The 23,664-nt window shown below is 40.3% G+C and carries 21 protein-coding genes; 6 read left to right on the top strand and 15 right to left on the bottom strand.

Annotated elements, in window-relative coordinates:
* Positions 1-16: 16 nt before the first annotated feature.
* The 13 genes from M3610_RS11755 to M3610_RS11695 all read right to left on the bottom strand — a co-directional run bounded on the left by M3610_RS11755 (position 17) and on the right by M3610_RS11695 (position 12,927).
* Positions 17-1,558 carry a 2-isopropylmalate synthase gene (locus tag M3610_RS11755; protein ID WP_098575786.1) on the bottom strand — a complete coding sequence of 514 codons (1,542 nt, stop codon included), beginning with the start codon at positions 1,556-1,558 and terminating at the stop codon, positions 17-19.
* Entirely contained in the window at positions 1,545-2,579 is a 1,035-nt protein-coding gene (gene ilvC / locus M3610_RS11750; protein WP_098575785.1) for a ketol-acid reductoisomerase, read from the bottom strand. The genes M3610_RS11755 and ilvC overlap by 14 nt, the downstream gene beginning before the upstream one ends.
* Before the next feature lie 26 nt (positions 2,580-2,605).
* Positions 2,606-3,127, bottom strand: coding sequence for an acetolactate synthase small subunit (gene ilvN / locus M3610_RS11745; RefSeq protein WP_098575784.1), 522 nt, complete (start codon positions 3,125-3,127; stop codon positions 2,606-2,608).
* Complete coding sequence (ilvB, locus tag M3610_RS11740; protein ID WP_098575783.1) at positions 3,124-4,851, bottom strand: acetolactate synthase large subunit; 1,728 nt, start codon at positions 4,849-4,851, stop codon at positions 3,124-3,126. The genes ilvN and ilvB overlap by 4 nt, the downstream gene beginning before the upstream one ends.
* Positions 4,852-5,353: 502 nt before the next feature.
* Complete coding sequence (ilvD, locus tag M3610_RS11735; protein ID WP_098575782.1) at positions 5,354-7,024, bottom strand: dihydroxy-acid dehydratase; 1,671 nt, start codon at positions 7,022-7,024, stop codon at positions 5,354-5,356.
* A gap of 11 nt (positions 7,025-7,035) precedes the next feature.
* A complete protein-coding gene (gene ilvE, locus M3610_RS11730; RefSeq protein ID WP_098575781.1) occupies positions 7,036-7,944 on the bottom strand; it encodes a branched-chain-amino-acid transaminase in 909 nt (302 codons plus the stop codon).
* A gap of 410 nt (positions 7,945-8,354) precedes the next feature.
* Complete coding sequence (locus M3610_RS11725; protein ID WP_251459338.1) at positions 8,355-9,086, bottom strand: exonuclease domain-containing protein; 732 nt, start codon at positions 9,084-9,086, stop codon at positions 8,355-8,357.
* Position 9,087: 1 nt separating this feature from the next.
* Positions 9,088-10,044, bottom strand: coding sequence for a DUF294 nucleotidyltransferase-like domain-containing protein (locus M3610_RS11720; protein ID WP_251459336.1), 957 nt, complete (start codon positions 10,042-10,044; stop codon positions 9,088-9,090).
* A 70-nt stretch (positions 10,045-10,114) separates the two neighbouring features.
* Positions 10,115-11,374 (bottom strand): ammonium transporter, encoded by a 1,260-nt coding sequence (locus tag M3610_RS11715; RefSeq protein ID WP_251459334.1) that lies wholly within the window; start codon positions 11,372-11,374, stop codon positions 10,115-10,117.
* Positions 11,375-11,588: 214 nt separating this feature from the next.
* A complete protein-coding gene (locus tag M3610_RS11710; RefSeq protein ID WP_098575777.1) occupies positions 11,589-11,918 on the bottom strand; it encodes a MerR family transcriptional regulator in 330 nt (109 codons plus the stop codon).
* A 138-nt stretch (positions 11,919-12,056) separates the two neighbouring features.
* Positions 12,057-12,224 carry a hypothetical protein gene (locus M3610_RS11705; protein WP_180230208.1) on the bottom strand — a complete coding sequence of 56 codons (168 nt, stop codon included), beginning with the start codon at positions 12,222-12,224 and terminating at the stop codon, positions 12,057-12,059.
* A gap of 26 nt (positions 12,225-12,250) precedes the next feature.
* Entirely contained in the window at positions 12,251-12,388 is a 138-nt protein-coding gene (locus tag M3610_RS11700; protein ID WP_166256179.1) for a hypothetical protein, read from the bottom strand.
* A gap of 185 nt (positions 12,389-12,573) precedes the next feature.
* Positions 12,574-12,927 (bottom strand): hypothetical protein, encoded by a 354-nt coding sequence (locus M3610_RS11695; protein WP_180230207.1) that lies wholly within the window; start codon positions 12,925-12,927, stop codon positions 12,574-12,576.
* Between the two features lie 343 nt (positions 12,928-13,270).
* Between M3610_RS11695 and M3610_RS11690 the strand changes: the two genes are divergently transcribed.
* The 3 genes from M3610_RS11690 to M3610_RS11680 all read left to right on the top strand — a co-directional run bounded on the left by M3610_RS11690 (position 13,271) and on the right by M3610_RS11680 (position 15,580).
* Positions 13,271-14,101: a basic amino acid ABC transporter substrate-binding protein gene (locus M3610_RS11690; RefSeq protein WP_251459332.1), complete on the top strand. Its 831-nt coding sequence runs from the start codon at positions 13,271-13,273 to the stop codon at positions 14,099-14,101.
* A gap of 103 nt (positions 14,102-14,204) precedes the next feature.
* Positions 14,205-14,861, top strand: a complete 657-nt coding sequence (locus tag M3610_RS11685; RefSeq protein WP_098575775.1) for an amino acid ABC transporter permease — start codon at positions 14,205-14,207, stop codon at positions 14,859-14,861.
* On the top strand, positions 14,858-15,580 hold the full coding sequence (locus M3610_RS11680; RefSeq protein ID WP_251459331.1) for an amino acid ABC transporter ATP-binding protein: 723 nt from the start codon (positions 14,858-14,860) through the stop codon (positions 15,578-15,580). The genes M3610_RS11685 and M3610_RS11680 overlap by 4 nt, the downstream gene beginning before the upstream one ends.
* A gap of 33 nt (positions 15,581-15,613) precedes the next feature.
* Here the strand turns inward: M3610_RS11680 and M3610_RS11675 are convergent, their stop codons facing one another.
* Positions 15,614-16,120 carry a hypothetical protein gene (locus M3610_RS11675; RefSeq protein WP_251459329.1) on the bottom strand — a complete coding sequence of 169 codons (507 nt, stop codon included), beginning with the start codon at positions 16,118-16,120 and terminating at the stop codon, positions 15,614-15,616.
* A gap of 157 nt (positions 16,121-16,277) precedes the next feature.
* Between M3610_RS11675 and M3610_RS11670 the strand changes: the two genes are divergently transcribed.
* From M3610_RS11670 to M3610_RS11660, 3 genes are all read left to right on the top strand, one after another.
* On the top strand, positions 16,278-17,957 hold the full coding sequence (locus M3610_RS11670) for an acyl-CoA dehydrogenase family protein (RefSeq protein WP_251459327.1): 1,680 nt from the start codon (positions 16,278-16,280) through the stop codon (positions 17,955-17,957).
* Between the two features lie 403 nt (positions 17,958-18,360).
* Positions 18,361-21,114 carry a dynamin family protein gene (locus M3610_RS11665; RefSeq protein WP_251459326.1) on the top strand — a complete coding sequence of 918 codons (2,754 nt, stop codon included), beginning with the start codon at positions 18,361-18,363 and terminating at the stop codon, positions 21,112-21,114.
* Between the two features lie 134 nt (positions 21,115-21,248).
* Positions 21,249-22,475: an RtcB family protein gene (locus M3610_RS11660; RefSeq protein ID WP_251459324.1), complete on the top strand. Its 1,227-nt coding sequence runs from the start codon at positions 21,249-21,251 to the stop codon at positions 22,473-22,475.
* 81 nt (positions 22,476-22,556) lie between these two features.
* Here the strand turns inward: M3610_RS11660 and M3610_RS11655 are convergent, their stop codons facing one another.
* Complete coding sequence (locus M3610_RS11655) at positions 22,557-23,513, bottom strand: D-2-hydroxyacid dehydrogenase (RefSeq protein WP_251459423.1); 957 nt, start codon at positions 23,511-23,513, stop codon at positions 22,557-22,559.
* Positions 23,514-23,664: the final 151 nt, after the last annotated feature.

The following is a 23,664-nucleotide window of genomic DNA, read 5'->3' as shown; positions in this document are numbered from 1 at the left end:
TATTGTTTTTGATTTATTAGACTACCGTTTCTTTTACAGCTGCATTTTGGTTGAAAAATACACGATTAACAGCGTTTAAGAATGATTTTGCAGAAGCTTCCAGTACGTCTTGTGCTGAACCGCGTCCAGTTACAGGGGTTCCGTTCACGGTCATTTTGACATGGACCTCAGCAAGTGCGTCCCGTCCTTGACCAATCGAACTTAATCTAAAATCTGTAAGATGGATTTCTTCTTTAATTAGTGCTTCCAATGTGTTCATTAAAGCTTCAACACTACCAGAACCTGTACGGGCTGTTTCGACTCGAATACCTTCTGGAGTGGTTAATGCTACCGTCGCTGTCGGCAAGTTGGCTGAGCCGTAATGGACTTGGAAAGCAACAAGTTCATATTTTTTGATATCAACAGCGGTTGTTTGAATATCGGTTAAAATAGCAAAAAGATCTTCATCCGTTACTTCTTTTTTACGGTCGGTTAACTGTTTAAAAGCAGTAAAGGCCTCAATCAATTTTTCATCCGGTAGTTCAAAGCCCATCTGTTCAATTTTATCTTTGAAGGCATGGCGGCCGGAGTGTTTGCCTAGAACTAAATCATTAGATTTGACCCCGACTAACTCAGGAGTAATAATCTCATAAGTTAATGTATTTTTTAAGACGCCATCCTGATGGATTCCCGATTCATGGGCGAAAGCATTCTTTCCAACCACGGCTTTATTAGGCGGAACTATCATACCTGTAAAGCGGCTGACAAGATCACTCGTGCGTTTAATTTCTTTTAATACTAAATTGGTCGTATAAGGATACTTATCTTTGCGAATGTTTAAAGCAACAGCAACTTCCTCTAAAGAAGCATTCCCAGCACGTTCTCCAATTCCATTGATCGTACCTTCAACTTGGGTTACACCGTTTTCGATTGCAGCTAATGAATTCGCAACCGCCATTCCTAAATCATCATGACAATGGCAAGATAATGCTGCTTTATGAATATTTGGAACGTTTTCTCGGATGTAACGGAACATGCGTCCATATTCTTCCGGTGTGGTATAACCGACTGTATCAGGAAGATTAATAACTGTAGCACCGGCATCAATGACCTTGGTAATAATTTGAACAAGGAAATCTAAATCAGAACGGGATGCATCTTCCGCTGACCATTCAATATGCGGGAAGTTCTTTTTCGCATAAGACACCATGTCTATAGCAATTTGTGTAACTTCCTCAGGTGTTTTCATCAATTTATACTGCATATGGATTGGGGAGGTGGCAAGGAATACATGCAACCTTGGTTCTGCTGCATCTTTTAACGCATCCCACGCAATGTCAATGTCCGATTTCGTCGCTCTTGCCAAGCCTGTGACTGATACATTTTTTATATTCCGGGCGATTGCTCTTACTGCTTCAAAATCGCCTTGGGAGGAAGCCGGAAAGCCGGCCTCCATAATATCAACCCCAAACCGTTCAAGTTGTCTTGCGATTTCCAATTTTTCCAGCTGGTTTAAATTCACACCAGGGGACTGTTCACCATCGCGTAATGTCGTATCGAAGATGTTAACGTGAACCATTTACCACCACTTCCTTCTTTGCATTTACTGGTTTGTTTTTAATAAACGGCATTAATGCACGAAGCTCACGGCCAACTTGTTCAATTTGGTGATTGTTTTCAGCACGATTAATCGCATTGAATTGAGGGCGGTTTGTTTGATTCTCTAAGATCCAGCCCTGAGCAAATTTACCAGTTTGGATATCTTTTAATACTTCTTTCATGCGAGCTTTTGTATCTTCGTTCACTACACGTGGTCCAGAAACGAAATCTCCCCATTGTGCAGTGTCAGAGATTGAATAACGCATGTTTTCTAAGCCACCTTCATATAAAAGGTCAACGATTAATTTCAATTCATGTAAACACTCGAAGTATGCAACTTCAGGCTGATAACCTGCTTCTACTAGTGTTTCGAAGCCAGCTTTGATTAGGGCAGTAGTACCGCCGCAAAGAACCGCTTGTTCTCCGAATAAATCTGTTTCTGTTTCTTCTTGGAAAGAAGTTTCTAATACTCCCGCACGAGCAGAACCGATTCCTTTTGCATAAGCAAGAGCAACATCGCGTGCTTGACCAGTGTAGTCTTGGTAAACTGCATATAGAGCAGGAACTCCGGCACCTTCTGTATAAGTACGGCGTACTAAATGTCCTGGGCCTTTTGGCGCTACTAAGAATACGTCAACATCGGCAGGAGGGACGATTTGGCTAAAATGAATGTTGAAGCCATGAGCGAAAACTAGAGCATTTCCTGCTTCAAGGTTTGCTTTGATGCTTTCTTCATATACTTTTGGCTGCATTTCATCTGGAAGAAGAACCATTACTACCTCTGCAGCTGCAGTTGCTTCTGCAACAGTACGAACGTCTAACCCATCTTCGACTGCTTTATCCCATGATTTTCCTCCACGTAAACCAACTACTACATCAAAGCCGCTTTCTTTTAAGTTAAGGGCATGTGCATGACCTTGAGAGCCATATCCGATTACTGCGATTTTCTTTCCTTGTAAAACCTCTTCTTGAATATCTCCGTTATAAAGTACCTTTACCATTATGAATCATCCTCTCAAATATATTGTTATTTTAATAGTGAGTATGTTGCTAGGTCGCTTCCTTGCGGTTGGTGCCCACGCTGGAGGGCAGTCAAACCAGTTCTTGCAATTTCCTTAATGCCATAAGGTCTGAGCATTTCGATCAAGGCATCGATTTTATCAGGACGTCCTGTAATTTGGACGGCGAGACTGTCTTTGCTTACATCAATAATTAGGGCGCGGAACGGATCGATAATCCCGTGAATTTCACTGCGCAATTGACTGCTTGAAGCTACTTTAATTAGGGCCAGTTCACGGGCGACAATTGCTTTATCCGTAATATCTGAAACTTTTAAAACATCAATTTGCTTATTTAATTGTTTCGTCACCTGTTCCAGGCGCTGTTCATCTTCAACCTCGACGACTAGTGTCATTTTTGAAATCCCTTCGGTTTCAGATGGACCAACTGAAATACTTTCAATATTGAACTGGCGTCGCTGCAAAAGTCCGGTGACACGGTTTAGGACTCCGCTGCGGTCTTGGACGGTTGCTGTGATGATCCGTTTCATGGTTTCACCCCAATCATTTCATGAATTCCTTTACCAGGGGCAATCATTGGGAATACTTTTTCTTGCTGAAGTACACGGCAATCAACTAATACTGGGCCATTATGAGCAAATACCTCTGGCAACACGGTAATCAGTTCTTCCTGGTTGTTAACCCGGTAACCCTTAATTGAATAACTGTCAGCAAGTTTGACAAAATCAGGTTGTGTATGAAGAATCGATTCCGAAATACGGTTTCCGTGTAAAAGTTCCTGCCATTGGCGAACCATTCCTAATGCGCCGTTGTTGACAATAATGATCTTTACTGGAAGGTTTCGTTCATAAATAATCGATAATTCCTGAAGTGTCATTTGAAAACCGCCATCCCCAACAATCGCAACGACTGTACTATCTGGCTCGGCAATTTGTGCACCAATCGCTGCAGGGAACCCAAAGCCCATTGTTCCAAGTCCCCCTGAAGTAATCCAGCGGTGCGGCTGTTTAAAGGTGTAATACTGCGCTGCCCACATTTGGTGCTGCCCTACATCGGTTGCGACAATAGCGTCACCGTTTGTTACTTTATGGACTGCTTCGATAACCCATTGCGGACACATGCCGTTTGGATCATGTTTATACCAAAGCGGATATTCCTGTTTGTTTTGACTCAATTTTTGCAGCCATTCAGCGGTTGCTGGTGATTCTATTTCTTGAACAAGCAGCTCACTTAAAGCCTCTTTGGTATCAGAAACGATTGGCAGATGTGTTGGCACATTTTTTCCAATTTCGGCTGGATCGATGTCAATATGGGCGACTTTCGCAAATGGAGCAAAGTGCTTAAGATTGCCTGTTAGTCTGTCATCGAAGCGGGCACCAAAGTTAATAAGTAGATCACTTTCGTAAATGGCCATGTTCGCTGCATACGTTCCGTGCATTCCTCCCATTCCTAGTGAGAGGGAATGATCTGCCGGAAAAGTACCAAGTCCAAGTAAAGTAGTAACGACCGGGATCTGATGTTTTTCTGCAAAAGCAGTGAGCTCGGCTGATGCTTTTCCATGGAGAACACCTGCGCCTGAAAGAATTACCGGCTTGGAAGCCTTTGAAATCGAATCAGCAAGTTTCTTTATTTGAAATGGATTCGGCTTTGTTGTTGGCTGGTATCCAGGTAAATTAATGCTTGCTTCTTCAGGTTCTTCCGTTAGAAATCCGGCGGAAATATCTTTAGGGACATCGACTAAGACTGGCCCTGGCCGTCCGGTAGAAGCGATATGAAATGCTTCCTTCACGATACGTGGTAAGTCCTCGATAGATTGTACCTGATAGTTATGTTTGGTGATGGGTGTTGTGATCGCCATAACATCCGCTTCTTGGAAGGCGTCTGTTCCGATGACACTTCTTGCTACCTGCCCTGTGAAGACAACAAGTGGCAGGGAGTCCATCATCGCATCTGTTATCCCGGTCACAAGGTTGGTTGCCCCAGGTCCTGAGGTAGCAATAACGACTCCAGGTTTTCCGGTAACTCGCGCATATCCTTCAGCTGCATGGATCATTCCTTGTTCATGTCGGAAAAGAACATGCTTGATGGTACCCTGGGCGCGATAAATGGCATCGTATATTGGAAGCACGGCACCTCCCGGATATCCAAACAGTGTTTCTACACCTTCTTTTTTTAGTAAGTCGATGAGAAGGTCTGCACCGGTTCTCGGCTCTGTAGTTGTTTGGACCTCAAGCTTTTTTGCTTCTACTTTCACGTCGTAATCCCTCCTTGCGGATGATTGAATTTTAAAAAATTGTTTGAAACTTCGGTATTATTAGAAACATAGTAAAAAAGGCCCTATTCTCCCTGAATAGACTGCAGTCAAGAACATCAAAAGCAGAATAATCGGGGAGAAAAGACCTTTCATTTTCTCGGTACCACCCGTTTTTACAGTATTCTTACGAATACTGCCTTATGAAGCGACATCTAAAATATTGAGGAACGCTTCTTTTGGTAACAGGTGTTCAAGATGGACACCCGATTAAGCCTACTTAAGTTATGATTGTTCGGCTTAACACTCAGGGATGATGTCAGAATAAGTTGTATTACTGGGCTTCCAGCAACCCCAGCTCTCTGAAAATACGAATTCTTATTCCTTTATTCCCGTCATCGATTTATGGATATTTTTTTGTCAAATGATTTTCTTTACCGCTTTAGCACCTTAACTTCCTTTAGGAAGGGGAGGGGTACTAATGAATTCCCAATGTTCTAAAGTTTTAAATTTTCATAATCCCGCCGGTATTGGCAGATGTAACAAGTGCTGCATATCTTGCAAGATAACCAGTTTTAATTTTTGGCTCTGGTTTCACAAATGCCTTCTGTCGTTCTGCTAAAACTTCATCATCAACAAGAAGTTCAATAGAGCGTGCTTCTAAATCGATTAGGATTTTGTCACCATTTTGAACAAGAGCAATTGGTCCACCTTCTGCTGCTTCTGGTGAAATATGACCGATGGAAATTCCGCGGCTTGCACCTGAGAAGCGACCATCCGTAATTAGGGCAACTTCTTTCCCTAATCCACGGCCCATGATCGCGGAAGTAGGGGCAAGCATTTCAGGCATTCCTGGTCCGCCTTTTGGACCTTCATAACGGATAACGACCACGTGTCCTGCTTGAACCGTACCGTTATTAATATTTTCTTGTGCCTCATCCTGGGAATCAAAAACGATTGCTTCACCTAAGAATGTTTTAATGGAAGGATCTACAGCACCAACCTTGATGACACTGCCGTTAGGAGCAATGTTTCCATAAAGGATGGATAGTCCGCCAACTGGGCTATATGGATTGTCTTTGGTCCGGATGACCGTTTCATTCGTGATTGTTGCTTCCTTCACATTTTCTGCAAGAGTCTTTCCAGTAATGGTAATACAGTTATCATGCAAGGCGCCTTCCACTTTATAAAGTTCATTAATAATGGCACTAACACCGCCTGCACGATGAATGTCATCCATTGAATAATCAGATGCTGGCATAATTTTTGCTAGATAAGGAACTCTCTCAGCAATTTTGTTAATCTCACGTAAGTCATAATCAATCCCAGCTTCATGGGCAATGGCCAATGTATGAAGCACGGTATTTGTAGAACCACCCATGGCCATATCTAGGGCAAAGGCATTATCAATTGCCTCTCTAGTAATAATGTCACGAGGGCGGATATCTTTTTTGACAAGTTCTACTAAATACCTGGCGGCTTGACGAATAAGTTCATGTCTTTCTTCAGAAGTTGCCACAATGGTTCCATTTCCAGGAACAGTCATTCCTAATACTTCCATTAGGCAGTTCATGGAATTGGCTGTAAACATCCCGGAACATGAACCGCAAGTAGGGCAAGCATTTGTTTCAATGTCTAGCAGCTGCTGCTGACTAATCGTTCCGTTATGGTAAGCCCCAACACCTTCAAAAACAGAAGTGAGGGAAAGATTCTTTCCAGTCGATGGTGAAACACCTGCTTCCATCGGCCCGCCTGAGACAAAGACAGAAGGGACATTGGTTCTTGCTGCTGCCATTAGCATACCTGGTGTAATCTTGTCACAGTTGGGAATGTAGAAGACTCCATCGAACCAATGTGCATTAATTACGGTTTCGGCACTATCGGCGATCAATTCGCGACTTGGGAGGGAATAGCGCATCCCAATATGTCCCATTGCAATCCCATCATCTACACCGATTGTATTAAACTCGAAAGGAATACCGCCTGCTTCGCGAATAGCCTCTTTTACAATCTCACCGAAATGATTAAGGTGTTTGTGTCCTGGGATAATTTCAATGAACGAGTTACAAACTCCGATAAACGGTTTTTCAAGGTCACTCGTTTTGACCCCGGTTGCATATAATAGGCTGCGGTGGGGTGCCCGATCAATTCCCTTTTTAATCATATCGCTACGCATGTTTTTAGCTCCTAACTAACGATTGCGTGGTTTGCACCTTCTGGATAACAAGCCACACCGTCTGTTGTTACAATTTTTCTAAATTCTTCTAAGAGGTCCTTCGTAACCTCACCGGGTTTTCCATCACTAATCTGACGGCCATCCACATCGATAACAGCAATAACCTCTACGGCTGTTCCAGTTAAGAATACCTCATCTGCTACATAGACATCGTGTCTAGTGAACGGAGATTCTTTAACCTCATAACCTTTAGACATTGCGACATCAAGGATGGCGTTCCGGGTAATTCCCTCTAGTGCTCCTAAATAAACAGGAGGGGTATAGATAACACCGTTTTTCACAATAAAGATATTGTCAGCGGAGCCTTCGGTCACATAACCTTGATCATTCAGCATTAATGCTTCCTCAACCCCAGCTTGATTCGCCTCTAATTTAACAAGAATATTATTTAAGTAGTTTAACGATTTAACTTGTGGACTTAGAACATCTGGGCGATTTCTTCGACTCGCAACCGATGCAATTTTAATCCCGCGTTCGTAATACTCTTTAGGGTACATTCTCAATTCTTCAGCAATAATGATGACACTTGGCTTTGAGCAGGATTTAGGGTCTAGGCCGAGATTCCCTTTTCCACGAGAAACAACGACACGAATATAGGCGCTCTCTAGCTGATTTTTTCTGATTGTATCGACGATTAATTGCGTCATTTCCTCTTGTGTGTAAGGAATATTCAGCATAATGGATTGTGCTGATTCAAATAGTCTCTTTAGGTGTGCACCGAGTCGGAAGACGTTACCGCTATAAACTCGAATGCCTTCAAATACTCCATCACCATATAAAAAACCATGATCAAAAACTGATACTACAGCATCCTCTTTCTTGACGAACTCACCGTCAAGGAAAATCCATTGACTCCCCAACTTAACCACTCCTCTTTTGTGATAGACCGCTTTAAATGACTAAAAAATTTTTAAAAAAGAATTACCATACCCTTCTCCAAATGATGGGGAGCGATGGCACTTAATGAATTGAATGATTATTTTCGATAATCATACAACCAATCGAAAACATGGTCAACATAAAAATCTGACAATTCAAATAAATCAAAAATATTGTTAGCGTTTACATTATTGTTCTAATAAGGAAAACAGCAAAGAAAAGTTTTTTAAAATTTTTTTATTTTTAAGTTATTTTGACAGAGCTAAGGATTGTAAATGGGGAGATAATCAGAGGTAAGTAAGATAGAGGTGTTACAAAGTTGAGAGGATTTCACGTTGTAAACTTTTAGAAATTTACCAAAAAACACTAGTTTGAAATAGTGTTTTTGGGCTCAAAGCTTTGCGAGATGTTCATACACTTCCTGTAAATTACTATATCCCTTTATTTGAGCTTGGTGTAAATAGCTCCCCCAAATTTGCGCGGTCATTAGGGCATCGCCAAGTGCGTGGTGACGATCTTTTATGGCAATCCCGCATCGATCACATACATCTTCAAGCGGTAGAGATTTCATAGATGGGTCCGAAAGTCGTATTAAGAAGGATGTATCGATGATTCGATGTTCAAATCGTGTCTTTAAGAGATCCCAAGTCATTTTCTGCATAAAGGACTTTTCATGGTTGGAGTGGTGTGCGACAAGAATATGACTTTGTGAATAGTTTAAAAATTGGAGTAAGACATCTCTGGCAATGGGAGCATCGCGTAATTGCCCCTCCTGAATCTTTGTTAAAGTTGAGATTTCATCGGATAAAGGAAGGTCTGATTTGATGAGCGAATAAAAAGTATCATGATTCCTTATATGAGGACCGACCATTTTCACTGCTCCGATTGAAAGGACATAATCACCCTTTTCTGGATAGAACCCCGTCGTTTCTAAATCGAATACGACCACTTCTAATTCATTAAGGGGAGTGGACATGTTATTTTTTTCTTTCATTTCTTTTTGAAGTTGTCGGACAAAGGAAAGCTGTTGTGGTTTGGCTTGTCCTTGAATGCCTGCATAGATATTAGAACTAACCCTGCCGGAAATTTGTCTAAGGTATTGTGCTAAATCATTGATTTTCATTTTATCCCTCCTTTTCGATAAGTTTTCCGGCGTGTTGGTTCAGTGCGACACCATTCTTGATGATTTCTTTTAGTTCATTTTTTTGATCTTTTCTTAGTTTATCAACCGGTACATAGTGTCCAGATTCATAGTCAGAATGGGTAGAAAATTGAAGGCGATAGGTTAACAGTTTTAAAAACATGTCTTGATAGATCTTCTTGTCATGAATTCGGAGTTTGTCGAGTCTTGAGAGGGTAGTGGTTTCTAAGACATGCTCTTTCATTGCCAATAGACGGGCTGCATTGATGTAAGGGAAGAAGGCAGTTTCCTTTATATTTAAGGATCCGGCATGAATTCCGTGAGTCTCCACTAAAAGCTGTCCTAAGACACCAATTCCTTTTTTAAAATGAAGAGTATTATGATAAAACCTTGGAAGAATCTGTTCTTTTTGAATGGTTAAATAAGTATATGATTTTAGTTGTTCTATTAGGCGATGGTGACCATAAATAGAGCGTCCGTCGATAAAAATTAAAAGATACCGTAACGATTCCCATGACGCGTCGGCGGCCCAGTTCAGAATTTGTTTTTCCCATTCAGCTTGTGATTTGCACCAGAATGGATTGCCTGACATCACACCGCCATCGCAATAAGGATAACCAGCCTGATACAAACCTTTTGATATTTCCTTTCCTAATGACAAAAAATATGCTTTTGCATCTGAGGATGAATCAAGGTAAATAATGCCGTGGTCTTGGTCACTCCAAACCGATTGTTCAAAGCGGCCGGCGCTCCCCATGACAAAGAACGAGAAGGGGCATGGAAGAGGTCCATTCCGTATTTGAATTTCCTTCATTGAGATTTCTAAGACCTTTTTGATTATGTTGTCGTGAAGCTGGTTCAATTGGAAGTGATCCTTGGCAGCTTCTTTCATCTGGGTATTCTTGTATTCAGCAATCGCAGAATAGGTATCGCACTTCATGTTTGTTCACCTCCACTTAAAAAGTCTAGAAAGGTGCAAGCCAGAAAGGACTTGCACTTTTCATAAATATTTAAAAAGCTTTTGTTTGTTCTGCCTTCACTAATTCTGGATAACCATAGCTTCCGTGTTCACTCATATCTAATCCAATAATCTCTTCTTCTTCTGTAACACGCAAGCCATTCATAAACTTTTTCATAAGGGCAAGGAGGATGTAGGAGACAATAAAGGCAAATGCGGCACATGTGAATACTCCGAGTGCTTGAATACCGAGCTGGTGTAAACCGCCCCCGTAAAATAATCCTGGCTTTCCGACTGTTGCTAATTCTTTTGTAGCGAAGAAACCAGTCGATAACGTTCCCCAGACGCCGGCAGTACCATGTACTGAAAGAGCAGCGATAGGATCATCAATGCCTCTGTTTTCAAAAAAGCGAATGCTGTAAAAAACAAGAATTCCTGCGATAAAACCAATTAAGACGGCGGCCCATGTATCTACAAAAGCACAAGAAGCAGTAATAGCAACTAGCCCTGCCAAGGCTCCGTTTAACATCATTGGAACATCAGCTTTTCCGAGTACTATCCAAGAGACAATCATCGCTGCTACCGTTCCGGCCGCTGCGGCTAGGTTCGTATTAACAGCAACAAATCCAAAGAACGCTTTATCAACAGATAATGTACTGCCTGCGTTAAAACCAAACCAGCCAACCCATAATAGCAATACGCTTAGTGCTGTGAATACTTGGTTATGACCAGCTAGATTATTAGCTGAGCCATCTTTATTGAATTTCCCAATACGTGGTTTTAATAGAATCGTAGCTGCCAAAGCTGCCATGGCCCCTGTTAAGTGAACCACAGTAGAACCGGCGAAATCTTGTTTCCCATGCTCTGCTAACCAGCCGCCGCCCCAAATCCAGTGAGCAATTGGCGGATAGACAATGACTGAGAAAAGTAAAGCAAATACAAGGTATGCACCTAATTTAGCTCGTTCTGCAAAACCGCCGAACGCAATCGTTAACGAAATCCCTGAAAAAGCTAATTGGAATAAAAAGAATACGGCACCAGAAAGTGGCAATCCATCAACGTCATAGCCTGAATAAAAGAAATCGGAGAAACCAATCAGCGGATTACCTTTACCGAAAATTAGTCCATATCCTACTGCCCAAAATACGATCGAGCCAATTCCAAAGGTTAGAATTGTTTTCCCTGCAATATGTCCTGCATTTTTCATTCGAGTTGACCCTGTTTCTAAGAGGATAAAACCTCCGATCATTAAGATAACAAGTACTGCTCCCACCATTACCCAAAGGCTATTCATTAAGAATGTAGTATCCATTTTTTCTCCCCCTTTAAAATGATGTTAATATTCTTAACATTTGGTATGTTAGTATTCTTACATGATTTTAGAATGGTTTCTATAAGTTTGGGAGATTATCTAACATGGATTTTGAAAAATGGTCATTTGCCTTAAGTTATAGACAGATTGATGTACCGAGAAAGGATGAAAAATCCCATTCCTTTATTGAAGGAATGGGATCATAATGGTTTCTTCATGACTTTTTTCGTAAACCGAATTGGGCATTTAGTTGCCCTTGGATCATTTGCCTGCGAATCTGTTCTTCGTTGTGTTTCTTTTGTTCACGAAGCATTTCCTTTCTAATATCGTGTGTTTGAATGCCATCTTCGATTTTATTCGCAATCTCCATCAACAATTCCACGTCTGAAAAAGAAAACTTACGGCTTCCACCCGCAGACCTTTCGGGGAAAATTAACTTTCGTTCTTCATAGTACCGGATTTGCCGTTCGGATAGACCAGTGAGATCTCTGACGATGCCTATAGTTATTACTTTTTTATCTTTATAAGAGATTTCTTTTCCCATTTTTGTCGCTCACCACACCCTATTGTATACAATTAGTTATAAATCCTTTTCATAGTATTATATTATGTTATATTTTCTAACATAGGACTAGGTTATCATACTATTTTGCTTGTTTGTCAAAATAAGTAATAATGAAAATTATTTTAAATCAGCTGAGGAGAATGTTTTGTTGTACAATCTTTCTAATTCTGAGAAGGTAAGGGAGTGTAGTTCTTGATGTGTAAAATCAGTGGTTCCTGATTCTAGCAACTTTCTTAGATAAAACTGTCTAAGGCGCTCGAGTCCTTTCCTTAAGCGTGTTGTCAACCTTTTTCCCCCTTTTCAAATAGAAATTAGTAATTTTGTAATCTCCTTAAAAGTTCGTTCGCTTGGGAGCCCATTGTTTTCATGAGTTCTTCATACAACTCATCCCTTAATTTATCTAATTGAAGGATTCTTTCAGCGAGCTTAATATCATTTCTTCGATACATTTGAAATCTTCCTTTCTCTTGAGGTTTATATAGAAAAGTTAACTGAATTTTCGCTCCCTGTCAGTGGATTTGTAAGATATCCTAACAGGATTTTAACATCGTCCTTCAAATTGGTAAAAAACCTTCCAATTTTTCCTTCAGTATGTAAAAGAACCGGACATGTGCCCGGTTCTGTGAAAGTCTTCTTAATATTCTCCATCAAATGGAGTGAATGGGAAGTTGAATCTTCTTTCAACAGCACGAAGACGTTGATTTACTCGTTGAAGTCTGCGGTCGAGTTGTGCTACTTGACGTTGTAGTTGATTGATCTCTCTTTCTTGCCGTTCATTTTGCCGCTCCAATTGATTCAGTCTGCGCTCAACTTGTTGTGGTTGTCTTGCCGGGTCATATTGTTCTGGTAGATAGGGATTAAATGGTTCTGGTTGTTCATAGTAATTCACTTGTTCTGGTTGTACATAGTAATTCATTGGTTCAGGTTGAACATAGGTATTATATTCCATCGGCATTTGAGGGGTTTGATAAAGACCATACGGATTCATTTAGGCATCTCTCCTTATGTTGTAAATACCCTATAGATTATGTAGGTATGGGTAGGGAGTAACGGCGAATGCCCATAGACAGGGAATGTCATTTTAGATAATTAGCCCTATGAAATAAAAATAAAATAACCGGAGTCATCTCAAAATCATCCAACGATTAAGTCGGAAATCAACCAAAGAAATTATTCTACAATGTTAATACTTTAGTTAATTACAGTATTAAAATAGTAAATTATTTAAATATTGAATATATAATAAAATCGGGTTATAATCATTTATATTCAAAATATTATTAAAATTTTTAAAAAATACTTTTCAAAAAAAACATTGGGGGTCTGAAAAAATGAAGAATTTTAAATTATTTTCAACATTTTTAATGGTTGCACTTCTTTTAGTTTTGTCAGCTTGTGGTACTAGTAAAAGTACAAGCACGGGAACAAAAGAAGGAGGAGACACTGAAAAGAAAACACTGCGCGTGGTAACAGATGCTGCCTATGCACCGTTTGAGTATCAGGATAAGGGAGAAGTTGTCGGTTTTGATATCGATTTTATCAATGCAGTGGCAAAGGAAGCAGGCTATAAAGTGAAGGTTGAACATGTCGGCTGGGATCCAATCTTTGTTGAATTAGATAAAAAAATTGCTGACATTGGTATTTCTGCCATCACGATTAATGATGAAAGAAAACAATCCTATGATTTTTCAGTGCCATACTTTTTATCAACCAACAAAATCCTCGTTCCAAAAGATAGTGACATTAAGAGCGCAGCTGATCTAAAGAATAATAAAACGATTGCCGTTCAGAATGCTACAACTGGACAAGAAGCTGTTGAAGGTCTATTAGGAAAAAATAGTGATAAAATCAAAAAATTTGAAAATAATAATCTAGCAATCTTGGAATTGAAAAGCGGTGGGGCAGATGCTGTAGTCGCAGATAACACAGTTATCGAAGAATATGCAAAAAACAATCCTAAAGATAATTTTGTTGTTATTGAAGATTCAGCCGCATTTGCAAAAGAATTTTATGGACTTATGTTCCCTAAAGGCAGCAAGATTAAAGCAGACTTTGATAAGGCAGTAAAAGCAGTAATTGATAACGGGACCTATGCAGAAGTATACAAAAAGTGGTTTAAAGTAGAACCAGATACACAAATCTTAAAAGATCAACAGAAGTAAACATCGCTGAATGAATTGCGTAACTCTTAACCAAGCAGTTACGCAATTTTTTGCTAGTTAGATTAGAATAATTAGCTTGTCGTTTAATAGGGGGATTTATTTTATGGATTTTCGTTGGGATATATTAGTTGAATACGCTCCATTTTTCCTAAAAGGAACACTTCTAACTATTGGGCTTTCCATCGCAAGTATTTTGATTGGTACTGTTCTTGGCTTATTTATCGGATTAGGAAAAATGATGAAAAATAGGCTCCTCGCTTGGCCGTTTACGATTTACATTACTTTTTTTCGCGGGACACCTTTACTTGTTCAGATATTATTAATCCATTTTGCTGTTGTTCCTCTTTTTCTTGATGAAACCAGTCCCGTTTTAGCTGCTATTCTTACTCTATCATTAAATGCTGCCGCCTATATAGCTGAAATCTTTCGTGCGGGGATTCAATCGATTGATCGCGGGCAAATGGAGGCTGCCCGTTCATTAGGGATGAACCATGTACAATCCATGCGTTTTGTCATTCTGCCGCAAGCGTTTAAGCGAATGATTCCGCCGCTTGGCAATGAATTTATCGTTCTAATTAAAGAGTCATCATTAGCGGCTCTCATTGCAGCCCCTGAATTAATGTATTGGGGACGAGCTATGCAAGGACAATATTTCCGTGTATGGGAACCGTATCTTGCGGCAGCAGTTATTTATCTCGTGTTAACACTTTCTTTAAGCTTCCTGCTTACTCGTCTTGAACGGAGGTTGGCGACTGAATGATCCAGGTAAAGAATTTAAAAAAATCCTTTGGTAAAAATGAGGTTCTCAAGGACATTAACGTTACAGTTAAAAATAAAGAGGTAGTTGTGGTCATTGGTCCTTCAGGTTCCGGGAAATCGACGTTCCTTCGCTGCATTAACATGCTAGAAACCATTACTGGGGGGCATGTTTATATTGAAGGTGTCGACTTGACTGACAAGAATACCGATATTAATAAAGTACGGACAGAAGTGGGAATGGTTTTTCAGCAATTCAATCTATTCCCGCATAAAACCGTGATTGAAAATATTATGCTTGCACCGATGAAAGTAAGAAATATTCCTAAGGATCAGGCCAAAGCTAAGGGGTTAGAGCTTTTACGTAAAGTCGGTTTAGAGGATAAGGCAGAAGCCTTTCCTGATTCCTTATCAGGCGGACAAAAGCAGCGGGTTGCGATTGCAAGGGCGCTGGCAATGGAGCCGAAAATCATGCTTTTTGATGAACCAACGTCAGCGCTGGACCCTGAAATGGTCGGTGAGGTACTAGAGGTTATGAAGGACCTTGCAAAAGAAGGGATGACGATGGTAGTCGTGACACATGAAATGGGCTTCGCGAAAGAAGTGGGCGACCGCGTCATTTTTATGGATGGCGGGTTAGTTATCGAAGAGAATATTCCAAGTGAATTATTTGATCATCCGCAAGAAGAACGGACAAAGGCTTTTTTAAGTAAAGTTTTATAACATAAAGGAGGCTGAGGCCTCCTTTTTCTTCGTTTATTCAAGCTTAAATCTTTCAACAATCCGGTCCGCCATTAGCCGGTTTTGACACAGTTTAAATACTTGTCCTAGAAATTTTTCCACCTCAATGGCCGAGTAGGGCAGTTTAATTTGTATGGTTGTTGAGCCAAACATTTGCTTGAAATAAGCTTTTCTTTGATCATTTTTTCCGTCCCGTTTAAAAGGCTTATATGTCCAGATGAGATGTGGTGCTCCGTCTATTTCTTGAATTTGACGTATCTCTGCACAGGTCGTTGAACGATCATGTGCATAAACGACTAAATAATAGTTGTCATTTTGATGCCAATCAATGAATACAAAGTAATAGCCAGTATCACTATCCGGCCTTGTAATCTCAAAAGCGGCGAGTGTAGGCTTCCCGTTTGTCCATTGATGAAATTTCAGCAAACGGCCGCCCGAAGTTTCAAGTTTTTGTATTTCATAGACCGAGGAAGCTGAGTTCTCCATAAAGTCAGCTAACAGTCTTGCTTGTTCTTTTTCCAATGAAGATTTCCCCTTAATGTATTTGAACTAATTATACGTTGTATTCAGATAAAAAGGAAAGACGTCTAAAAATAACCAAAATTTATTTTTATCAGGATAAGAAAGTGATATACTAAATTTATTGATTATTCTGAAAAAGAGGAGGGTGTTATCCAAGTTGAATTTTTATAAAGAGGATTTGGCGTTTCAAGTCTTGCTTAAAGAGTTACTCGATCCATCCTTTTTCGAGTATGCAGACAAGGAGTTGACTGCCTTCGGTGAGAAATGTGCCACAGATATTGATTCACGGGCTAGGTTTACGGACCGGGAAGGACAGCCGCGCTTAAATAAATACGATGCTTATGGTGAAGATATTTCTGAAGTATGGGTGAATGAAGGTTATCGTAGAACGGTGGAAGATACCTATAATACCGGAATTGTCGGCTATGTTCATAAAGAAATCCCCTCACTCGGTGAGAAGGGGAATTATATTTATTCCTATGCCCAAGGCTATCTGCTCTCACAAACAGAACCAGGGTTTTACTGTCCAGTCACATTGTCAATGGCCACCGCTTATTTACTAAACCAGTATGCATCTGAAGAAATGAAGGAACGGTTTTTGCCGCATGTCCTCTCAACAGGAGAAGTTCCACTCTATGAGGGAGCGACATTCCTTACAGAGCGTCAGGGGGGCTCAGATGTCGGAGCGAATGAGACGAGAGCCGTGGAACATGGAGAGCATTTCAAGCTTTATGGTGAAAAGTACTTTGCCTCCAATGCCGGTATGTGCGGAGTAGCGATGGTCTTAGCACGGAAAGAAGGCGCGCCATCTGGGACGAAAGGGCTGACTTTATTTGCCGTACCATGGCGGGATCAAGATGGCAGGCTAAATGGAATCCGGATTCGCCGCTTAAAGGATAAACTCGGAGTCAGAGCTGTCCCTTCGGCTGAAGTGGAATTCGATGGTGCCGATGCTTTTGTGGTGGGAGATCCTTCGAAGGGTTTCTACTATATGATGGAAGCTCTTAATCTCTCAAGAGTGTGTAATGCCGTTGCCTCATTAGGAATTATGAGGAGGGCCTATCATGAAGCTAAGGAATATGCTCTTAGAAGGGATGCGTTCGGCAGTAAACTCGCTACCTATCCAATGGTTAAGGATACACTGACAAGGCTCACTGTAAAGTTGGAAATTGAAACACGCACCGTTTTCACGTATCTTCCATTATTTGAACGTGTCTTGAACAATCAAGCTAGTCAGAAAGAAGCCATTCTTCATCGCCTTTATATTGCTTTATTGAAAAAAGAAACGGCAGAACAAGCGATTCACTTTTCGCATGAAGCAATCGAAATGCACGGAGGCAATGGCTATATCGAAGATTTTGTGACTCCAAGATTGTTACGAGATGCCCAAGTCCTAACTGTCTGGGAAGGGACGGCCAATATTCTCGGGTTAGAGGTTCTGCGTTTAATGGAGAAGTTCAAAGCGGATGAACTGTTTTTAGATGAGATGAGCCAGCGTCTACGAGGTGTCGCCCATTTGCCATCTGAATGGACGTATTTAGTAGAAAATAAGTTGATTCAGTTACAGAACTTATCAAAATCTTTACGGACGGCATCGGCTGATCAAAAGACTTTTCATTCGAAAAAGGCGGCCGAACTTATGGTGAAAATTTTTGAAAGTATCGTGGCGCTTGAGCAGGCAGCAAGCGGTGATCCGCGCTCAGTCAAGGTAATGGAGATTTTTCTAGAGGAAACATGGAAATCCTCTTACTTGTTCAATGCAGAAATGAAAACAGTGAATTATTTTTCTGAGATTGTCTTGAATGCAAAGAGTGAGAAGACTGTGTCTGTTGGATGAGAATGACTTCTAGTAAGCCTGCCATTCATCTTTGGCAGGCTTATTTTTTGCTTCATTTATCTGGTTGTCTCCTATTATTATCCAGTAAATGTCGTAAATTTCGTAAAATATGTAATAAGAGTCCAGAAATAGGTAATAACTTCCTAAAAATATGTAATAAGTATCATGAAATTTTCGCGATTTTCAATTATTATCCAGTTAAGGTCGGTATGTCCTGAAAAATATGTAATAAGTTCTACTTTGTCTCCAAAATGAAACACAACTGAAATCCTTTTAATAAATTGCTCTGGTAGAATCGTAATAATTGAGACTTAAAATCAGATAATCCGTCGAATAGTATAGAGAATAATTATGGCTCTTTTCCATATGAATGACAGAGAGTGTTGTAATTGGAGGGAAAGATATGACATTAGATACGCAATTAAAACTGAAAACGTATTATAAAATGTTCATCAATGAACATGAAAATATTCATCCGATTGAGGTCCTGGGTGAACTGTTTCAAGAGGAAGCATCTAAGGATTTACCGAATCTATCATCGATTCGCTTTGCTCAGGGAGAAGTGTATTTTCATCACAAAGATTATGAAGCAGCCATTTTTAAATGGGAAAATATTATCAATGAGCTAGAACCATGGGCAAAGAAAAATACAGCGGATGCTTACTATCAGTTAGGCCTGTTATCAACTGCAGAAGATCTTTATTGTGCGATCACAAGTGATAATCTTACGTTAACGACTGAAGTTGCCTTACAGTTATTTTCGTTGTATATCGAGCGAGGTAAGTTAGACCTCGCACTCGCAGTGATAAAGAAAACCATTGATACAAATCCAGATTATCCAAACGTGACGGAATTAGCTCGTACATTTTTTGAAGAACAGCGAGATTGGAATCATGCCATTGAGCTAGCCGTAAACGAGGCCATTAGGACCGGGTCGTTAGAGTGGTTTGATATCATCATTTCGTATGTGGAGAAGGGTGTAACTCGAAATCATGCGCCGAGTTATTTTTCCCAAGCTGTCCATTTTCTGTTTAGTCTAGATCAACGAAAATTCGAGCAGCTTATTTCCACTCTTTGGGACAGCTATGACAATGAAGAAACCTATTTTACTTGGATTAGGGAAATGAATCATTTGTTATTAAGCCTTGATATTCATCGGGATGACAACTTGGCCGAGCTTTCAGGCCTTCATAAAGAAGCGTTTTTTAGCTTTATCGATGGCAGGTATTTCATAAAAAGTCTCCAGGATTTTATTCCAGATTTTCTAACGAATTGGCTGCGTCTCGCTGACACTAAGAATGTTGTCCTTTCAGCGGCAGCTGTTCTTTCATGGAATGAACTGTTTCCAGCGAGTTTAAGTATGTCGATCGTTAATGAGGCTGAGAAACTAATTAGTATTACCGAAACAGATATGGATGAACTTGAAGAGTGCCTGACACTCTTTGATGCTATTACGAATTGGGCCCAAGCCAATGAGATGGGTGAGAATAATCGGGTAAAATGGATTGTTCAGCAATTAGTGAATTTTGACACACAGCATCTTCTTTTTACCGGGTTAAGCGGCAGCGGAAAATCGACGTTTGTTAATGCAATTCTTGGTGAAGACCTGCAGGATAGCCCGACTTCTTCATTGGTTTTGTTTAAAGACTCCGAAGATGAAGAAATCACGGAAATTACGGATCGTGAGATTACTAGTTTATCCGGCCTTTCTGATTTCAAAGAACGAATGGATCGCCGCCGTAACGCGATGGAATCTATCATTGAATTTAAGCGTCCAAATGCTTTCCTGAAGGATAATAAGGTCACACTTATCGATACTCCAGGATTAAAAGGAAACTATAATGATTCTTATGAGGTGTTGAAGAATCTGCAATTGGCTGATACGGTTCTCTTCGTACTTGATGCAAATGCACCTTTTACAGATAAAGAACGGTCTGTTCTTGCAAAAATTCAAGAGTTAGCACCTGACATCCCCGTGCATTTTCTACTCAGTAAGATGGACGCGATTGCAAATGAGCAAGATGCAATCAGTGTCTTTGATGAAACAAGGGCGAGGATTCAATCGTATATTCCGGATGCATCCGTGTTTGCCTTTTCATCGCAATATGAGAATCACAAGCAGTTAAAGGACTTACAGGAGTTTATCCATTCTATTAAAAATACAAGAAATATGGAAGATAAACGTTTGGCAAAGCTATTGTTCTATATTCGCACAACAATTGCCAGCCTAATGCAAAAACGGGTGGATGTCGAAAATCAATTGATCGAATCAGTCCGCTGGAATGAAGAAATGCTCCAGAAATTAACGGGTGCAATCAATCAACTGAAGGATACAGAAGTTCAAAAATCAAAAGCTGTGGTACAGTCTTACCGTGCCATCAAAAATACGGTTGCAAAAGACATTTCAGAGGCGGTTCCTAAAATGCTTCAAGAGTGTTCTGCCTTCATCAAAGAAGATAGTAATTTTAGCAAGATTCATATCGAGCTTAATGAAGTGATGAACAAAAAACTAGAAGAGTATTTAGACCAGACAGTGCTGCCTAAATATTACCGCTTATTGCAAGAATGGATTGATGAGTGCAAAGAGGAGTTTGTGCAGAGTCAGGATTTTCTAAATGAAATTGGCGAAAGTTTTAATCGTATGTATGGAGAAGACCGTCTCGTGCTTGATTGTGATTTTAAGGTAATTGACGATTGGCACCGAGACACCGACCGGATGACAAGCCGCTTTCAGTTGGAAACTGTTAACATCCTGCTGCGCAGAACCCCATCGCAATTTATACTGAAAAGCGCTGGGAAATTATTTGGGGCGATATCACAAAATAAAGCGCTGCTTTTTAATAAGTACAAAGCATTTGTGGAAAATGAAGATTATGGTGAAGCTATCTCTGCAGTGAATCAACAGTTTTTCCAGCAATTTGAACTGTTTGAAAAGTCACTTGAGCGCGATGTAACACTGTTTTTCAAGAGTCCAATGCAGTTGTTAAGTCAATCAGCAGAAGAGGCGCAAGCTGGAATACAGGCGAACCAAGAAATGCTTTCGAATATGAATGCCAACCCAGAGATGTTCCGTGATCCATTAACCCTGTTTGAGGTTAGATTGCGTCAGTTTGAGTGGATGACCGTTGCCGGAAAAGGCATGCAAACTGTTTATTAATAATTTAAAGAAGGAAGATGTCAAAGGGCATCTTCCTTTATTTATATAGAAAAAAATGTCGTACGAATATCGGTTGCCCGAACGCCCATTAGATGGTAGCCTATTTGTAATCTGCTTTAAAGGAGGGAAAATAAGTGATTAAGGTAACCGGTACACAAACAGAAGCAAAGGTATTTTCAAACTATCCCCAAGAAACAGCCCTAGAGCAAATCCAAGAACTTTGTAATCAAGCATTTTTAAAGGATACAAAGATTAGTATCATGCCAGATTATCATGCGGGAAAAGGCTGTGTCATTGGAACGACCATTCAACTAAAGGATAAGGTTGTTCCTAATCTAGTTGGTGTGGATGTCGGCTGCGGCGTATTAACCGTCAAGCTTCAGGATAAAAAGATGGATTTTAATAGACTAGATCAAGTAATCCGCACCTTTGTCCCAAGTGGACAGGAGATTCATTCAGATGAAACTGTCGGGTTTATTAACACGAGTTTTCCCGCCATTCAAGAATTCCGTGCAGAGCATATCTTAAGTGAAAATCGAAGCCGTTATAGCTTAGGGACACTAGGGGGCGGCAATCATTTTATAGAAGTTTCTGTTGATGCCGATCGATACCACTATTTAACGATTCATACTGGAAGCCGTTATGTAGGATCGAAGATAGCCACCTACTATCAAAAGGTAGCTATCTCAAAACTTCGTCAACAGGATCTTTCAGGACTTATTGACCAATTAAAGGCGGAAGGACGTCAAAAAGAAATCCAAGCCATGATCCAGGGTTATAAAGAAAAGAATCCAGTTATTCCAAATGATTTAGCGTATTTGGAAGGTGAGGATTTTCATAACTATATACATGACATGAAGCTAGCTCAGGCTTTTGCAAAAGCAAACCGCGAAGAGATTGCGAGAGCGATTACGGAGAACATGGGATTTGAGGAACAGGACCGTTTCGATACCGTGCACAATTATATTGACACCGAGAACCTAATTTTACGAAAAGGGGCGGTTTCTGCACAAAAAGGGGAGCGGCTTATCATTCCAATTAATATGAGAGACGGGTCGATTTTGGCAGTTGGTAAAGGGAATGATGACTGGAATTGCTCGGCACCGCATGGAGCAGGCCGCGTTTTGAGCCGGACAAAGGCGATGAAAACTCTCAATATGGATGATTTTCATAAAACCATGGAGGGCGTCTGGACGACGTCTGTTTCAGAGGAAACCTTAGATGAGGCGCCAATGGCCTATAAGCCCATGAATGAAATTTTAGAAAAGGTTGAAGAAACCGTGGAGATAGCTGGCTTTATTAAACCCGTCTATAACTTTAAAGCCAGTGAAAAGTACACACCTGGAAAATATAAAAAATAATGGAACAAGAAAGGGTGCCTCAAGGTTGAGGCGCCCTAATTTTTTAAATGGATAATGCGGGAAAAAGGGAGTCTTTACAGGTTAATAACCTTTCGAAAAATCTACAAGATTAATTGGTGGAACCTTACCAGAAAGATAGGCCTTTAGGTTAGGAATTAAGATATTTACAATCACCCGCTGATTATAATGTTCGGTTGAACCAGATGTGTGTGGGGTAATAATGACATTTTCCATCTCCCATAATGGACTTTCATTGCTTAATGGTTCCGTTTCAAACACATCAAGTCCAGCTCCTGCAATTGTTCCTTCAGTTAGAGCTTGGATCAGGTCATTTTCTACCACAATCTCACCCCGGCCGATATTAATAAAAAATGCTGAAGCCTTCATTTGCTTAAATTGTTCCCTACCAAACATTTGATAAGTATCCTTTGTGAGAGGCGACGTAACCACTACATAATCACAAGCAGGAAGCAATTCACCTAATTGATTTGGAGTATACATTTCATCGACATTGTGTGCAGGCATTCCCGAGTGCCTGACACCAAGTACTTTCATGCCGAAGGCTTTCGCTATTTTTGCTGTTTCTCCCCCAATCGTTCCTACTCCAATGATGCCAATTGTTTTTCCGTGGATTTCTTGGCCCATATGTGCATGATGCCAAGTTTTTATCTGTTGATTTTTGACGTATGTATGGATTTTGCGGGTTAATCCCAGCATCAATGCAAAAATTGTTTCGGAGATGGGATAGGCATGAACGCCATTGGCACTAGTTAAGAAGAAATTTCTAGAATTTAATTTTTCAAGAGGTAAATAATCAATACCAGCACTCCATGATTGCAGCCACTTAAGTTTTGATTGTGGGTCCAGACAGTATTCATCCAACCCCTTACTCCAGCCAGCGATAATTTCCGCATCTTTAACATGTTCCTGCCAAATTTGCTTATCCTTGCCAACAATCAATTCCCAATCTGGAATGAGATCTTTGATTTGCGAAATATGAGCTGAATCAATATTACGAGTGATAACCATTTTTTTCATCAATGAGAATACCTCCATTTCGACAATGTTTACTCTAGTTAATGATAACGGAAATCAAAATAAATGATAAGATTTTTGTTTCAATGTTTTTCCAGAAAGCTCGTATTCTTTTTCCAGTATCTGTGCTATTATTTAGTAATGCGAAGTAAAT

This window comes from Neobacillus sp. MER 74, assembly GCF_023714155.1.
Note: the sequence above shows the minus strand (reverse complement) of the source record. Positions and strands in the feature narration are given on the sequence as shown.

Bases quoted from the DNA above. Each gene is read 5' to 3' on its own strand.
- M3610_RS11695 (WP_180230207.1), bottom strand. From the start codon at position 12,927: ATGAATCCGTATGGTCTTTATCAAACCCCTCAAATGCCGATGGAATAT.
- ilvN (WP_098575784.1), bottom strand. From the start codon at position 3,127: ATGAAACGGATCATCACAGCAACCGTCCAAGACCGCAGCGGAGTCCTA.
- M3610_RS11725 (WP_251459338.1), bottom strand. From the start codon at position 9,086: ATGAAAATCAATGATTTAGCACAATACCTTAGACAAATTTCCGGCAGG.
- M3610_RS11710 (WP_098575777.1), bottom strand. From the start codon at position 11,918: ATGGGAAAAGAAATCTCTTATAAAGATAAAAAAGTAATAACTATAGGC.
- M3610_RS11655 (WP_251459423.1), bottom strand. From the start codon at position 23,513: ATGAAAAAAATGGTTATCACTCGTAATATTGATTCAGCTCATATTTCG.
- M3610_RS11685 (WP_098575775.1), top strand. From the start codon at position 14,205: ATGGATTTTCGTTGGGATATATTAGTTGAATACGCTCCATTTTTCCTA.
- M3610_RS11665 (WP_251459326.1), top strand. From the start codon at position 18,361: ATGACATTAGATACGCAATTAAAACTGAAAACGTATTATAAAATGTTC.
- ilvC (WP_098575785.1), bottom strand. From the start codon at position 2,579: ATGGTAAAGGTACTTTATAACGGAGATATTCAAGAAGAGGTTTTACAA.
- M3610_RS11715 (WP_251459334.1), bottom strand. From the start codon at position 11,374: ATGGATACTACATTCTTAATGAATAGCCTTTGGGTAATGGTGGGAGCA.
- M3610_RS11720 (WP_251459336.1), bottom strand. From the start codon at position 10,044: ATGAAGTGCGATACCTATTCTGCGATTGCTGAATACAAGAATACCCAG.
- M3610_RS11680 (WP_251459331.1), top strand. From the start codon at position 14,858: ATGATCCAGGTAAAGAATTTAAAAAAATCCTTTGGTAAAAATGAGGTT.
- M3610_RS11700 (WP_166256179.1), bottom strand. From the start codon at position 12,388: ATGTATCGAAGAAATGATATTAAGCTCGCTGAAAGAATCCTTCAATTA.
- M3610_RS11755 (WP_098575786.1), bottom strand. From the start codon at position 1,558: ATGGTTCACGTTAACATCTTCGATACGACATTACGCGATGGTGAACAG.
- ilvD (WP_098575782.1), bottom strand. From the start codon at position 7,024: ATGCGTAGCGATATGATTAAAAAGGGAATTGATCGGGCACCCCACCGC.
- M3610_RS11690 (WP_251459332.1), top strand. From the start codon at position 13,271: ATGAAGAATTTTAAATTATTTTCAACATTTTTAATGGTTGCACTTCTT.